The organism is Paraburkholderia sp. RAU2J, from assembly GCF_003634845.1.
GTDB classification, from domain to species: Bacteria; Pseudomonadota; Gammaproteobacteria; order Burkholderiales; family Burkholderiaceae; genus Paraburkholderia; species Paraburkholderia fynbosensis.
In genome coordinates, this window is record NZ_RBXG01000001.1 from 3,668,924 (window position 1) to 3,682,821 (window position 13,898).

The 13,898-nt window shown below is 62.0% G+C and carries 13 protein-coding genes; 1 reads left to right on the top strand and 12 read right to left on the bottom strand.

The annotated features are described in order from the left end of the window. Positions 1-9: 9 nt before the first annotated feature. From B0G69_RS16695 to B0G69_RS16705, 3 genes are read right to left on the bottom strand one after another with little or no spacing between them, the layout of a single operon-like run. Positions 10-1,716 (bottom strand): alpha/beta fold hydrolase, encoded by a 1,707-nt coding sequence (locus B0G69_RS16695; protein WP_199731236.1) that lies wholly within the window; start codon positions 1,714-1,716, stop codon positions 10-12. 48 nt (positions 1,717-1,764) lie between these two features. After that, positions 1,765-2,229: a MaoC family dehydratase gene (locus tag B0G69_RS16700; RefSeq protein WP_121318740.1), complete on the bottom strand. Its 465-nt coding sequence runs from the start codon at positions 2,227-2,229 to the stop codon at positions 1,765-1,767. A 22-nt stretch (positions 2,230-2,251) separates the two neighbouring features. Continuing rightward, a complete protein-coding gene (locus B0G69_RS16705; protein ID WP_121318742.1) occupies positions 2,252-3,895 on the bottom strand; it encodes a fatty acid--CoA ligase in 1,644 nt (547 codons plus the stop codon). A gap of 413 nt (positions 3,896-4,308) precedes the next feature. On the opposite strand from B0G69_RS16705, the gene B0G69_RS16710 reads away from it, so the two are divergent. Then, positions 4,309-4,758, top strand: coding sequence for a hypothetical protein (locus B0G69_RS16710; RefSeq protein ID WP_121318744.1), 450 nt, complete (start codon positions 4,309-4,311; stop codon positions 4,756-4,758). 18 nt (positions 4,759-4,776) lie between these two features. Here the strand turns inward: B0G69_RS16710 and B0G69_RS16715 are convergent, their stop codons facing one another. The 9 genes from B0G69_RS16715 to B0G69_RS16755 all read right to left on the bottom strand — a co-directional run bounded on the left by B0G69_RS16715 (position 4,777) and on the right by B0G69_RS16755 (position 13,871). Beyond that, entirely contained in the window at positions 4,777-6,264 is a 1,488-nt protein-coding gene (locus B0G69_RS16715) for an MdtP family multidrug efflux transporter outer membrane subunit (protein WP_121318747.1), read from the bottom strand. Further along, positions 6,261-8,360, bottom strand: a complete 2,100-nt coding sequence (locus B0G69_RS16720) for an FUSC family protein (protein WP_121318749.1) — start codon at positions 8,358-8,360, stop codon at positions 6,261-6,263. Before B0G69_RS16720 ends, B0G69_RS16715 begins: the two co-directional genes overlap by 4 nt. Before the next feature lie 9 nt (positions 8,361-8,369). Then, entirely contained in the window at positions 8,370-9,428 is a 1,059-nt protein-coding gene (mdtN, locus tag B0G69_RS16725) for a multidrug transporter subunit MdtN (RefSeq protein WP_121318752.1), read from the bottom strand. Positions 9,429-9,447: 19 nt separating this feature from the next. After that, the gene (locus tag B0G69_RS16730) at positions 9,448-9,732 is read right to left on the bottom strand and encodes a YtcA family lipoprotein (RefSeq protein WP_121318754.1); all 285 of its coding nucleotides are present in this window, start codon (positions 9,730-9,732) and stop codon (positions 9,448-9,450) included. 68 nt (positions 9,733-9,800) lie between these two features. Next, on the bottom strand, positions 9,801-10,016 hold the full coding sequence (locus tag B0G69_RS16735; protein ID WP_121318756.1) for a hypothetical protein: 216 nt from the start codon (positions 10,014-10,016) through the stop codon (positions 9,801-9,803). Then, positions 10,013-10,687 (bottom strand): NAD(P)-binding protein, encoded by a 675-nt coding sequence (locus B0G69_RS16740; protein WP_241991338.1) that lies wholly within the window; start codon positions 10,685-10,687, stop codon positions 10,013-10,015. Before B0G69_RS16740 ends, B0G69_RS16735 begins: the two co-directional genes overlap by 4 nt. A 253-nt stretch (positions 10,688-10,940) precedes the next feature. Further along, positions 10,941-11,876, bottom strand: a complete 936-nt coding sequence (locus B0G69_RS16745; protein ID WP_121318760.1) for a 3-hydroxyacyl-CoA dehydrogenase NAD-binding domain-containing protein — start codon at positions 11,874-11,876, stop codon at positions 10,941-10,943. A gap of 21 nt (positions 11,877-11,897) precedes the next feature. Next, complete coding sequence (locus B0G69_RS16750; RefSeq protein ID WP_121318763.1) at positions 11,898-13,103, bottom strand: acyl-CoA dehydrogenase family protein; 1,206 nt, start codon at positions 13,101-13,103, stop codon at positions 11,898-11,900. A 30-nt stretch (positions 13,104-13,133) separates the two neighbouring features. Next, positions 13,134-13,871, bottom strand: coding sequence for an acetoacetate decarboxylase (locus tag B0G69_RS16755; protein WP_121318766.1), 738 nt, complete (start codon positions 13,869-13,871; stop codon positions 13,134-13,136). Positions 13,872-13,898 lie beyond the last annotated feature (27 nt).

A 13,898-nucleotide genomic window follows, 5' to 3' on the forward strand; every position in this document is an offset into this window, starting at 1 on the left:
TGTGGCACGTCAGGCTTGCATGACGTAGATTCCCGGCGCCGCCGTGATCGACGGATGCCGCTCGTTGCCGAGCACCGTTGGCGCGGCTCGCCGTTCGCCGGAACGCGCGCACAGCCAGTCTCGCCAGTTGCCCCACCACGAGTCCTTCTCGGCCTGCGCACGCGCGAGCCATGCGTCGGCGTTCGCGGGCAATTCGGGATTGAGGTAAAACTTCGCTTTCGGATTGCCAGGCGGGTTGATCAGACTCTGGATGTGGCCGCTCGAACTCAGTACGAACCGCGTATCGCCGCCAAACAGCCGAGCCGTGTTGTAGACGCCTTTCCAGGGCGTAATGTGATCGGTGATGCCGGCCACCACGTACTTGTCGCACGTCACCTCGGACAGGTCGATCGGCGTGCCGAGGACGCTCAGAGCGCGAGGCTTCGTGAACAGGTTGTCCATGAAAATGTCGAGCAACTGCCCGTGCAGACCGGCGGGTAAGCGCGTTGTGTCGTTGTTCCAGTACAGGATGTCGAACGCGGGCGGCGTCTTGCCCATCAGGTAGTTGTTGACCCAGTAGTTCCACACCAGATCGTTGGGTCTCATCCAGGCGAACACGCGGCCCATTTCCTCACCGGCGAGCACGCCTCGGGACGTGCTGTTTTGCTTGGCCGCCGCGATCGCCTCGGGCGTCGCGAAAAGACCGAGTTGCGAGTCCGCCGTGTTGTCCAGTACGGCCACCATCAGCGTGGCAGCATTGACCGTTTTTTCGCCGCGGCTTGCCAGATGTCCGAGCAATGCCGAGATGGTCATCGCGCCGGAGCATGCACCGTGCAGATTGACATCGTCGCTGCCCGTGATATCGCGCACCGCCGCGATCGCTTCGAGCAGTGCCGTGACGTAGGTATCGAGATCCCAGTGAGATTGGGCGGCGGTGGGATTGCGCCAGCTCACCGCAAAGACCTGGAACTCGCTCTTCACCAGATAGTCGACAATGCTCTTGCCTTCCGAAAGATCGAACACGTAGAACTTGTTGATCTGTGGCGGCACGATCAGTTGCGGGCGACTGTAGACGTGCGTGGTCTTCGGCGCGTACTGGATCAATTCCAGCACTTCGTTGCGAAACACCACGGCGCCGCGCGACGTACCAAGGCTCTTGCCCACCTCGAATGCCGTCTTATCGACCTGGGCCGGCATGCCCTGATTCTTCAGCATGTCCGTCACGATGTTCCTGAAGCCGCCGAGCAGGCTCGCGCCGCCGGAATCGACGATCTTCTTGAGCGCCGCTGGGTTGCCGAGCAGCGTGTTGGTCGGCGACATCGCGTCGGTGAACAGCGACATCACGAACTGCGCACGCTCCTTGGTCTTCGGATCGAGTGCGGAGCGATCGACAAACCCGCAAAGTGCTTCACGCCACGCGAAATAGCCCTGGAGCGTCATGCGGTACAGCGAATTGTCCTGCCACGCTGCGTCGCCGAAGCGCTTGTCACCCTGCGGCGGCGTGCATTGCCCATTGCCGCTCAGCACCGCGATCAGCTCACGGGCCAGCTTCGCTTCCTGCTCCACGACGAGAGCGGGTTGCCGCAACGCCTGTGCGCCGATCTGTTGCGCGGTGGCGAGAACGTCACACGGACGCAGTCCAACAAACGGGTTGGGGCCTAACATGCCTTGCGTCGCAGACGCCGCGAGATCGTCCACTTGTTCGCCTTGCGACAGGTTTTCAGTGCTTACCGCCATTTTGCTGCTCCTCAAACGACTTTTTTCAGCCTTGTTAAACACATCCGGTTACGCAACCAGCATTGCCAGTGTCTCGGCAATCAATGCTGGTTTATCCTCGCCGTCGATCTGCAACTCGTTCATCGTCTTGACGATGATCCGGCCGCCGCCCTTTCTCTCCACCGCCAGCAACGTCACGCGGTTTCGCACACGCGCTCCGGCTTTCACAGGCGTCATGAAGCGCACCTTGTCCAGCCCGTAGTTGAGGCCGGCGGACGCGTCCTCCGGAATGAGACCGATCTCGATCGCCAGCGCCGCCAGCATCGCGAGCGTCAGATAGCCATGTGCAATCGTTCCGCCGAAGGGACTCTCGCGTTTCGCGCGTTCGACATCCACGTGGATCCATTGCGTGTCGCCCGTACATTGCGCGAATGCATCGATGCGCGCCTGGTCGACGACGACCCAATCCGATAGACCCAGTTCGCGACCGACGAAGTCCTCGATCGTCGCGATGCTGTATTCCTTGATGCTCATCGTATTTGCTCCTTGTATCCGATCAGGCGAACTGCGCACGCAGCCACTTCTTGTTCATCTTGCCGACGCTTGTCTTCTCCAGCGCCTCGACGAACTTGACCATTTGCGGCACCGCGTACTTCGAGATCCGTCCCGACACGCTGAACGTCAGAACATGACGCTTGATATCGTCTTCGGTCGTGACGACGCCCTCGTTGAGCACCACCAGCGCCACCGGCCGCTCGCCCCATTTCTCATCGCTGATTCCGATGACGGCGACTTCGGCCACGCCCGGGTGCAACGAAATCAGGCTTTCGATTTCGAGCGACGAAATCCATTCGCCTCCCGACTTGATCACGTCCTTGGCACGGTCCGTGATCTGAATACTTCCCGTCGGGTCGATGTTCGCGATGTCCTGCGTGTGCAGGTAACCGCCGCTCCAAAGGTGAGCGGAAGCCTCAGGGTTGTCCAGGTAGCCTTGGGTCAACCAGGGCGCGCGCACGACGATTTCTCCATAGGCTTTGCCGTCATGGACGACCTCCTCCATGCTTTCATTGACGATGCGCAGATCGACAAGCGGTACGGGCGTTCCCGTCTTGCAGCGCAGGCGCACCTGCTCATCCGCGTCCAGCGCCTCGGCGCCGGGCCGCAGTTGCGCGAGACTCAGCACGGGGCACGTTTCGGACATGCCGTAGCCCGCAAAGATGTCGATGCCGCGATCGAGTGCCGCACGCGCGAGCCCGCGCGTCAGCGCCCCGCCTCCAATGACGATCTTCCAGTTGCTGAAGTCGGCGGACTTCGCTTCGCCACAGCTGAGCAGCATGTGCAGAATCGTGCTGACGCAATGCGAAAACGTCACACCTTCGTCACGCACGAGTTGCACCAGCCGGTCCGGCATATAGCGGCCCGGATAGACCTGCTTCACACCCAGTACGGTGGCGATGTAGGGCATGCCCCATGCGTGCACGTGAAACATCGGCGTGAGCGGCATATAGACGTCGCCGCGATGAAAACGCTGCCCGGATTCGGGGCTCGACAATGCCGCCATGACCGTCAGGGTGTGCAGGACCAGTTGACGATGCGAAAAATAGACACCCTTGGGCAGGCCCGTCGTCCCCGTCGTGTAAAACGTCGTTGCGCGGGTGTTCTCGTCAAAGTCGGGAAATTCGTAGTGCTCCGAACTTGCGGCAAGCATTGCTTCGTATTCGGTGGAAAACGGAATGGAGTGTGCACAGACCTCGCTGCCCTCTTCGTCGATCCAGACGAAGGTGCGCACCGTTTCGAGCTGGTCTTTGATCGCCTCGACGACGGGCAGAAAATCGGTGTGAACGAACAGTATCTGCGCGCCAGCGTGATTGATCGTATAAGCGATCTCAGCCTGTGACAGGCGCACATTGACCGTCTGCAGGACGGCACCCATCATCGGAACCGCGAAATAGCATTCAAGATAACGGTGACTATCCCAGTCCATCACTGCGACGGTGCTGCCGTGTCGCGTGCCGAGTCGGCTCAGTCCATTGGCGAGGCGCGCGATGCGCTCGCGCAGCGTCGTATAGGTCATCCGCACCTGTGCGCGATACACGATCTCCTGGTCCGGCGCCTGAACGAATGGCGTGTGCAGCAGTTGCTTGATTAGCAATGGATAGGCATAAGCCGAGGGCGCGGCGGCCTGGACATCGTCCCGCATCTGAATCTCCTTAAGTCCTGAACTGGATGACGGGCAGACACGGCTTCATCGTTGCGCTGGCGTACTGTGTCGTCCCAATAGACAAATGATCGGCGCGAACGCGATCCGGAAATATCCCCTGAACGGGGGAGCGAGAGAGGGTGATGCGGGAGGGAGCACGGCTGTTCGGCAACGGCTAATCGCCGCCGGCATTGGGTGACTAAGGGTTTTTACCTGGAAACGTCCCTCACTGCTGCCGCGCAACGCGGACTGGATTTTTTCTCTGCGGGCGGTCTGCGCGGCTTTCTCAGTCCTTGAACAAAAACCCTAGCGCAGCCGGCGCAAACGCGAAGCTTGCATCCCACACGTATCGTGGAAAATGCACGCACCGGCGCTAATATGGATGACGGTGATTGGCAGAGAGAAAATGCGCTATGAACCCATCGGTCATCCCCGCACTGTCTGCGCTCGTCGGCGCCGCCGTCGGCGCCCTGACTTCCGTTTTTGCAACATGGCTGACCCAACGCACCCGGGTTCGCGCGGAGTGGCGAGCGAATGACCGCGTGCGGCGGCAGGAGCTCTACAAGGAGTTCATCGAGGAAGCGACGAAGTGCTATGTCCACGCGCTGCAACACAATGAACCCGACCTCTCCTCGCTCGGCAATCTCCACGGGAAGATCGGCCTTATGCGCGTCCATTCGTCGCGCGAAGTCGCAGATGAAGCCGACGTGATCGGACGCAAGATCGTGGACACCTACCTTGCGCCGGACAAAACCTTCGTCGAGATTCGCGAGATGCTCGCGGATGGCTCGATCGACATCCTCGCCACGTTCGGCGACGCGTGCCGCACGGAATTCGAATCGCTGCGGGCGCAGCAGTTCTGAATCCTATGCATGCGCCGTTCAACGCGGTTTCAGTTCGACGGGCTGATCGGCGCGATAACCGCCGCCGAGCGCCTTCGTCAGTGCAATCTCCTGACTGAGCGTCTGAGCGTTGAGTGTGAGCAGCGCAACTTGTTCGGCGATGACCGGCTGGCGCGCTTCAAGCGCCGCGAGCCGGCTCGTCAGTCCACGTTGATAGGATGCTTCGACGCTGTCCCTCGCGAACGCAACCGATTCGATCCGTTGTTTCTGCAACCCGGTCTGCGCATCGAGGGTCTGCAAACGGCTGCCGGTCTGCGCGACATCGCGTACCGCGTTGAGGACGGCCTGGTTGTACTGCTCGATCAACAGGTTGCTCCCCTCGCGTGCGCCGCTCAGGTTTGCGTTGAGCCTGCCGCCGTCGAAGATCGGCAAGTACAGGCCCGGAATCAGGTTGATCTGCTGGCTGGCATGCGTGAAGAGGTCCGCGAGATGCAACGCGTTGAAGCCGAAGAACGCCTTGATGTCGAAGCTCGGATAGAACGCCGCTCTCGCTGCGTCGATCCGGTCGAACGATGACTCTACATACCATCGCATCGCCTGTAGGTCGGGCCGCCGGGCGAGCAGTTCATAGGAAAGCGTCGCCGGCAGGGCCGCTTTTGAGCGCGGCAGCGCGACGGGCTCGATCGCCGGCAAGCCGTTGGCGCCCGCGCCGACCAGCGCGCGCATCGATTCGCGAAACTGCTTGATCTGCCCTTGCGCCGACACGATCTGCCCTTCGATGGCCAGTTGCTGCGCTCGTGCTTCTTCGAGCAGGGTGCGGGCTTCGAGGCCGCGCGCCGCGCGCGCTTCGTGTGCTTGCACTGCGAACTCCGCTACCTCATGCGATTCGCTCAGCAGATCGATGAGCTGATAAGTCGTTTGAATGCCGTAGTACAGCTGCGCGACATCCGTCGAGATTTCGAGCTCGACGGCGGACGTCTCGGCGAGCCGCGCATTGCTCACGCCGAGCGACGCGGCGACCTGCGCGCGCTGCTTGCCCCAGATATCGACGTTCAGACTTGCGCCAAGTCCGACGATGCCTTCGGTGTACCAGGGGCCCGTCAGTCCCAAGGCCGGCTCGTTCATCGCGAACGGGCCGATAAAGCCGTTCGCGGAAACGTGCTGGCGATCCAGCAGGCCAAGCGCCACTACCTGAAGGCTCGACCCTGTCCTGACAAGCTCGACGTCCGACTTCGCCTGCGCGACGCGGGTTCGCGCGATCACCATCGTCGGCGCATCGGCGAGCGCCTGATCGATGAGCGCGTCGAGCTGTGCATCGCGATAGCGGTCCCACCAGCGCGCCGCGGGCCAACCCTCTCGTGCAAGATGGATGTCCTCAGCAAGATTGATCTGCTCGGGCGCGATCTCGGTATAGGGCTTGCCGTTGTGATGGATCAGCGCGCACCCCGACAGCACGGACGATATCCACGCGACGCATACAAGGCATCGGCGCCATCGCGAGGCCTGCAAACCTGATCGCGTATTCATGTTCGCACGGCCTGTGAAGAACTCGTCGCGACGGGTGCCTCGATGCGCCAGTCCGGCAGCCCTGCGACCTGCCGCGACAGATCTTCCGCGGCAACGATGAGCGGCTGATCGGCTGGTTCGACGACCTGGGCCGCAATCCGGATGCGTTGCGGAGCGTACGCCTCGGGCGGGCTGACGGCAAGCTGGTCCGCGTATCGGTTGACCTCGGCGCAAGCCGCTACCTGAGCCGCCCGAGCAGCGCCCACGGCCTGCGGGCTCGACGATCCCGCTTGAGCCGCCAGCGCCTTGTGCAGCGCATCGCCAGCGAGCATGATCTCGCGCCCCTGCGCGAGGACGGTTTGTGCGCGCAGCGTCAGTTGGGCCTGTTCCGCTTCTTGCCAGCCGGGCTCGAGTGCGACGCGCGACAGCGTCGCTTCGCAATCGGTCAGCACGGCCCACGCCTGCAACTGGCGCTGCGCATACGGCAACTCATCCCGTTCGTCGCTGCCAGCCTCTGGCGCACGTAGCTGGGCGGCAATCGCACGCAGCATCGTTGCGAGTTTCTGCCGCAACACGTCGCCCTCGCCCTCGCGCCAGAACGACATCTGCACAAAAGTCGCCACAGCGACGCCCAGCAGAATGCCGACCAGCCGGTCGCGTATTTCAGTCAGATTGACGGTTGGGCCAAACCGTTCGAACAAGGCGAGCGAGAAGGTGAAGATCAGCTGGACGCCCGCGTAGCCGATCCGTTCCGAACCGGCCGAGATCCATGCTCCGAACGCGACGACAGGCAGCGTCATTAGCAGCAGACCGACAATGTCGTCGAGATGAGGAACGACGAACACGACCATGAACAGCGCCAGCGCGCTTCCGATGGCAGCACCGGCCACCCGCAGCAACGCGCGCTGCGCCGATGCGCCGAGGCTCGGCAGCGCGACGATCACGCACGTCAGCATGATCGTGTGGACGCCCTGCCAGTCGACGGCGTTGTAGAACACGTAGCAGGCCAGCACGGCGAGCAGCGTCTTCAGCGAAAAGCGCGCGTACGCGGGATTGGTCCATGCGTCGGGCGCGAGCAGCGGCTCGCTCGCGGGCGGCTTGCCGGGTTCGACATCGCTTGCGGTGAGATCGGCGAATGCGCGCAGCGCCCGTTGCAATTCGGCCGCGGTGGGAAACGTATCGGCGGCAGCGCGTTCTTCTGCTGTTGCCGTGCTCACGTAGCGATACGGCTCGTCTGTCAGCACCGCTTCGTCGAGCGCACGGCAGTTCGTGTGCAACTCGCGCAACATCCCGAGTTGCGCTGCCGACGCGCCCGGCCACCTGGGTGGCAGGTCACTCGCTCCGCGATAAAGACGCGACACTGTTGCAATGCACGCAAGCTGGCGCGCCTGATGCTCGCGATAGTGGGCGTCACGCATCGTCGTAAACCGCAGCAGCTTCTGCAGCGTCAGCGCGCCTTGCTGGACGGCCGCCAGCGTGATCGGCTCGGCGTGGGTGGTGCCGTCGATCAGTTGCGTCAGGCGCGCGTCCAGCGCCGCCAGTTGTCGATGAATTTCCGCCTTGAGCTGCAATTGCGGCTCGACGGGCAACAAAAGCGTGTTGACCACGAGCGTCAGCGCGATCGGATAGTTGACGGCGACCCATACCCATAACACCGCGCGGATCAGCAGGTCGGCCTGATCGGTCCGGTCGACGAAGCTCTGCACGTAAATCACAATGATGGCTACGATGAAGAACACCACACCGATCTTGAGAACGCGTAGCAGATACACGCTGCCGAAGAACAGCAGGCTCGCCATAACGATGCGCAGCAACGGGTAGTCGAATGTGAATTTCATCAGCAGGATCGACAGACCGATGCCAAGCGTCGATCCGACGATGAACATCAGGCCTACCAGCCGCGTGAGCACGACGTTCGCCTGCGTCACATAGAACACCACCAGCAACGACAGTGCAAGCTCCGGCACTTCGAGCGTCATCGACGCGACGATCACGATGGCGCTCGTCAACATGCAACGCAACATCACGTTGACGCGGCCGGGGAAAGACGCAAGCTCGCGGCTGAGGAACGCGCCTGCATCGCGCAGCGTGACAGGCAGGTAGTCGGCGGCGGCCATGGGCGGTCCTCAATGGCGCTCGCCGTCGTCGCCGCGCCCGGGGTGCAGAACAGCCACCGCCGATGTCCCGACGCGAAACAGCTCGGGGTTCGGATGGTCGACGAGGATCTTTACCGGGAAGCGCTGCGAGACGCGGACCCAGTTAAGCGTGCGTTGAATGCGCGGCAACCCGCCCGGCAATGCAAAGCCGGCTTCGTCCGGCGCCACGCCATAGCTGATCGAATCGACCCTGCCCTGGAAGCGCTGGCCCGTATCGCTCATCAGATAGACCGTGGCGGGCGTGCCCGTCCGGATGCCTTTGAGCTCGGTCTCGCGAAAGTTCGCGACCACGTACCAGTGGCGCGTGTCGATCAATGTGAAGACGGGTTTGAGCGCGGACGCGAACTGCCCCGTCGATGTTTTCAACGACACGATACGTCCGTCGAACGGCGCCCGCACGGTCGAATATTCGAGGTTCAGCTCGGCAATCGAGATCTCGGCCATGACGACGGCACGCTGCGCAACCAGCGCGTCGACGCCGCTCACGGCCGCTGCCGCCTGTTGCGCCTGCAGTTGCGCGGCGCTGAGTTCGGCCTGCGTCGCACGTTGCGCGGTGCGCGCACGATCGACGTCCTCCGCCGACACATAGCCGTGCGACAGCAGCGGCTCCATGCGGTGCAGCGTATCGGACGCCTGGCCCGCGGCAGCGCGCGCGCGCTCGACGGCCGCACGCACCGACTGCGCGTTGTACTGCTGCGCATTGACGGTGCGCTGGGTCAGCTCGATCTGGCGATCGAGCGCGACGAGGGATGCCTTGCCTCGCGTCAGCGCATCCTGATAAGGACGCGGATCGATGCTGAACAGCAGATCGCCCTGCTTCACTGCCTGGTTGTCGCGCACCGCCAGCTCGACGATGCGCCCGTTGACCTCGGGCACGACGTCGATCGTATCTGCGTAGACGTAGGCGTCGTCGGTGCGCGGCGCGCGGTCGAGCAGCCTGATGACGAACAGCAGCAACAACAGCGTCACCACAACCAGGATGACGGCCGGCCACTTTCTCTTCGATGTCGTGCTGACAGTTGTCGCCATCGCATCCACCTAAGGAGATTCAATGTTGGAACAGCAACAACCACGCAGCGAGCGAAAGGAAGGTGACTAACGCGGGATATACCACGGCTGAAGGCCCCGGCAGACGGTCGACCTGCAAACGCTTGAGAATCAGATAGATGGCGACCGTGAGCACAACGCCCGCGACGATACAGAACAGCCAGTCAGGAAAGTACGCACCGAGCACCCCGATAGACGGCGCATTGGCACACCCGCCCGCCAGAGGAACCGCCGCCACGGCAATGACGACGGAACGCGGCACACGTTTTGTTCTGAAGACCGGCATGTGATCGCTCCAAGGTCGCTCGCGTCATCAGCATTTGTATCACCAACCTGAGCCTTTCGCGATCGATTCTACCCAATTGCAAACAATTGGGCATTGCGGTATGCCTGATGGACGATGGGCATGTCGGCGATCTTCGTGTGCCGCATCACCTCGGGAGTGCCCAAGGCCGCCAGCGTGATCCCGGTAATGATGTCGTGCCGCAGTTGTGCGGGATTGACGGGCAGAAGTCGCTGCAGGAAGGGCATGCGATGCAGATGAGACGGCGCGGAATCCGCTGGTTTCATGGCGCTTCTTCCACCCGCGCCGTGAGCTTGCCGACCAGCGCATTCGCCACGATCTCATCGACGATAACCACGCCGGATGCCCCCGCGCTCTCGAACAGCCCCTTTCTCAAGGGATTTTCGCCAGGGACGACAATCGTAAGCGAGGCATTCAGCGTATGCGCCAACAGGGTGATCGCCAGATTGTTATTGCTGTCGGGCGTCGTCACGACCAGCGCTTTGGCGCTGTCCAGCCGCGCCCCCTTGAGCACGTCGTCGAACACGCCCGGCGAACCGAGCACGACCATATGGCCGCGATCCGCCGCCCGATTGGCCTGATCCTGATCGCCCACGAGGATGAGCACCGTCTGTCCGGCTTCGCGCAAGCTGTGTGCGACCAGTTCCCCGAGCGAATGAAATCCAACCACTACGACATGATTGGCGAGATGTGCGAGCTTGCCTTCCATGACCCTGTTCTCCCGATAAGCCATTACATCGTCGCCCGATAGCATGCCGGTGAGCCTCGACACCGCGAATCCGCCGATCAGCAGCGTCGCGAACATGGCCAGCAGCATGAAGATTTTTTGAGGCTGATTGAACTCGGTAAAGTCACCGAGTGTCGAGACGAGGTTGACCCCATCCCAAAGGGCCGCGAACACTTTGGTGGGAAAAGAGGCATGGGTCTGATCGAGCAAGACGAGGCCGGTGGCGGCGACGCCCAGCAGCAGAACGAGCAGGCCGACCGTATGACGCGCACGGCGGTGCCATTCACGAATGCGGATGCCCCCGAGACGAGGCTCATCGACACGGAATATCCACATCGTTACCCCGGGTACATATTCTCAAAGAGACCAGAACCAACCCGATGCCAGACAATTACGCTCGTCTTCTGGATCAGTGGCCAATAGTCAAGCGTCCCTGGACACGCCGCACCTGTGGCACAAAGCGTCATTCCTTTCCTCGCAGACGCAGCAGGCCCATCAGAACCTCGTCGCGATACGTCGCAAGATCCTCCTGTAAGGAGCGTGACTGGATCTCATCATGGACACCCTTGATGATGGTCGCGCGAACATCGGGCGTCAGTTCCGGCGTACCTAGCACATGCCACCATGCCGTCAACGGGCCGGTGAACTGTTCAAAGAAATGCTCGATGCCGCCCTGACCGCCGCCGAGGTGATACAGAAGACTCGGCCCCATGATTCCCCAGCGCAAGCCCGGGCCCCACGAAACGGCGGCATCGGCGTCGGCCACGCTGACCACCCCCTCCGCGATCAGGTGGACCACCTCGCGAAAAAGCGCTGCCTGCAGACGATTCGCAACGTGGCCCGGCACCTCCTTGTGCAGGCGTATCGTCCGCTTGCCCAGACCGCGATAGAACGCGCTGACGCGTTCTATCGTCTCTTCCGACGTCTTTGCGCCGCCGACAATCTCGACAAGCGGAATGAGATGGGGTGGATTGAATGGATGGCCGATCACGCACCGCTCAGGGTGGTTCGGGCAAGCCGACTGAATCTCGCTCATCGTCAAGCCGGACGAACTCGATGCGATGATCACGTCCGGCGCCAAGGCCTCATCGAGACGCCGGTAGAGATCCTTCTTGAAGTCGATTCGCTCCGGGCCGTTTTCCTGAACCAGATCGCTGCCGGCGATGGCGGCATCGAGGTTGTCAGTGAATTCGAGCTTCGACGGCGCAGCTCCCGGTGCGAGGCCCAGATGCTCCAGTGCAGGCCAGGCGGCCGAGACGAAATCGTCGAGCTTTTTCTTGGCGTCGGGGGCGATGTCGGTGGCGACCACCTCCAGGCCTTTCGCAAGGAACAGCGCGGCCCAGCTCGCACCGATAACACCTGTCCCAATGATCGCGACGCGTTTGATTGGCTTGGCCATGACAGATGAGCTCCGTTAATTTTAAACAAACGCACTGAAACCGGTGACCGCCTTGCCGACGATCAGTGAATTCATCTCGCGCGAACCTTCATAGGAGTACAGCGCTTCGGAATCGGCAAAGAAGCGGGCGACGTCGTAGTCGAGCACAATACCGTTGCCGCCCAGAATCTCACGGGCCGACGCCACCGTTTCGCGCATGCGCACCGTACAGAAGGCCTTGGCAAGCGATGCATGCTGGTCCTTGAGCTTGCCCTGGTCCTGCAACTGCGCCAGCCGCACGACCATGCACTGCGACGCGGTGATGTTGCCCAGCATCTTCGCGAGGTGATCCTGGATCATCTGGAAAGAAGCGATCGGTTTGCCGAACTGCTCACGCGTCTGCGCATATTTCAGCGCATGTTCGTACGCGCCCATGCTGCAACCGACCGATTCCCACGCGACATACTGCCGGGTCAGGCGGAGCACGCGCGCGGTGTCGCGGAACGACAGATCGCCCTGCAAGCGGTTCTCTTCGTGCACACGGCAGTTATCCATTGTGATGACGCCGTTCTGCACCACGCGCAGCGCGACCTTGCGCTCGATCTTCTCGACGGAAAATCCCGGCGTGGTCTTGTTCTCGACGATAAAGCCCTTCACCTGATTGTCCGCGACGTCGCGCGCCCAGATGATCGAGACGTCGCACCACGGCGCGTTACCGATCCAGCGCTTCTGGCCGTTGAGGATCCATGTATCGCCTTCGCGTTTGGCCGTCGTCAGCAGGCCCCCGCCGGCACCGGAACCGACGAGCGGCTCGGTCAACCCAAAGCAGCCGATCTTCTCCATCCGCGCCATCGGTGGCAACCACTTCTGTTTCTGCTCTTCCGATCCGCCCAGGTAGATCGAGCCCATCGCGAGGCCGCTATGCACGCCGTAGAACGTCGCGATCGATGCATCGACCCGCGCGATCTCCATTGCGATGAAGCCGTCGAGCAAGGTGCTGCCGCCCGGGCAGTCGTAGCCCTCGAAGCCGATACCGGCAATGTTCAGCTCGCGGACACCGGGAATCAGATCGAACGGAAACCGGTCCTCGGCCCAGTACTGGTTGATGACAGGGGCGACGCTCGTTTCCATGAAATGGCGCACCTTCTTGAGGATGGCCTGCTCTTTCTCGCTCAGAATGTCGTGGATCTGATAGAAGTCGCTGTCGGGTGCAGGCAGCGACGGTTGGGAGGTCTTCGTCTCGGGCATGGCGATCTCGCACAGTGAGTCTGATAACGTCTACGCAAGGTAGTTGTAGACGACCTCGGCATTCCCGAGAGACAGATCCGTCAGGATATGGACGGCTGACAGCACCTCGAGAACGGGAAGCTTCGCGACGGGCGCAAAGCAGTGTGGGTGCAGCTCCAGGGACGCGGGTCCCGACCAGGCGCCCTTCACTGTCAGATCGTCGACGTGGTATTTGACGATCTCGCAGACCCGCGCGGTGCCGTTCACATTCGGCAGGATCTTCAGCAAAAAGCCTGGCGCTTCGAGCGACTTCCTGACGCCGGCGAGATCGAGCTCGGCGTATTTGTAGGCCATCGTCGCGGTGGCGACGCGTACGCCGTTATAGTCAAGCGTGCCGACCAGGGCGTCCTTGCGCACCTCAAGCTTCGGTTGCGCCAACACCTTCGGAAAACCCAGCAATTCGCGGCCGGAGGCAATGCCCGCTTCGCTGTCGAGATACATCGCGTGCGTGAACCCGCCCGCCACGCCGTTGAACGTCACGGGAATGACCTGGCCGGATTCAGTGTACGAGCCGAGTCCGCTCGAGTCGGGCATGTTGATGAATTCGTATTTGACAATCGGCTCGGTCGGCTTCAGCGGTGCCGGCACCACGCGGGCAAGCGCCTCCGGATCGGTGCGATACGTGACGATCACGAATTCCCGGTTGACGAACCGGAACGGCCCCTTAGGATAGGCGGGACTCGTCAACGGCATGGTGTAGGCGGTCGAGCGTACTTCGTCTTCAGTCATGTGCATCTCCATGTGTGCTGCGGCACG

Bases quoted from the DNA above. Each gene is read 5' to 3' on its own strand.
- B0G69_RS16695 (WP_199731236.1), bottom strand. From the start codon at position 1,716: ATGGCGGTAAGCACTGAAAACCTGTCGCAAGGCGAACAAGTGGACGAT.
- B0G69_RS16700 (WP_121318740.1), bottom strand. From the start codon at position 2,229: ATGAGCATCAAGGAATACAGCATCGCGACGATCGAGGACTTCGTCGGT.
- B0G69_RS16705 (WP_121318742.1), bottom strand. From the start codon at position 3,895: ATGCGGGACGATGTCCAGGCCGCCGCGCCCTCGGCTTATGCCTATCCA.
- B0G69_RS16710 (WP_121318744.1), top strand. From the start codon at position 4,309: ATGAACCCATCGGTCATCCCCGCACTGTCTGCGCTCGTCGGCGCCGCC.
- B0G69_RS16715 (WP_121318747.1), bottom strand. From the start codon at position 6,264: ATGAATACGCGATCAGGTTTGCAGGCCTCGCGATGGCGCCGATGCCTT.
- B0G69_RS16720 (WP_121318749.1), bottom strand. From the start codon at position 8,360: ATGGCCGCCGCCGACTACCTGCCTGTCACGCTGCGCGATGCAGGCGCG.
- mdtN (WP_121318752.1), bottom strand. From the start codon at position 9,428: ATGGCGACAACTGTCAGCACGACATCGAAGAGAAAGTGGCCGGCCGTC.
- B0G69_RS16730 (WP_121318754.1), bottom strand. From the start codon at position 9,732: ATGCCGGTCTTCAGAACAAAACGTGTGCCGCGTTCCGTCGTCATTGCC.
- B0G69_RS16735 (WP_121318756.1), bottom strand. From the start codon at position 10,016: ATGAAACCAGCGGATTCCGCGCCGTCTCATCTGCATCGCATGCCCTTC.
- B0G69_RS16745 (WP_121318760.1), bottom strand. From the start codon at position 11,876: ATGGCCAAGCCAATCAAACGCGTCGCGATCATTGGGACAGGTGTTATC.
- B0G69_RS16750 (WP_121318763.1), bottom strand. From the start codon at position 13,103: ATGCCCGAGACGAAGACCTCCCAACCGTCGCTGCCTGCACCCGACAGC.
- B0G69_RS16755 (WP_121318766.1), bottom strand. From the start codon at position 13,871: ATGACTGAAGACGAAGTACGCTCGACCGCCTACACCATGCCGTTGACG.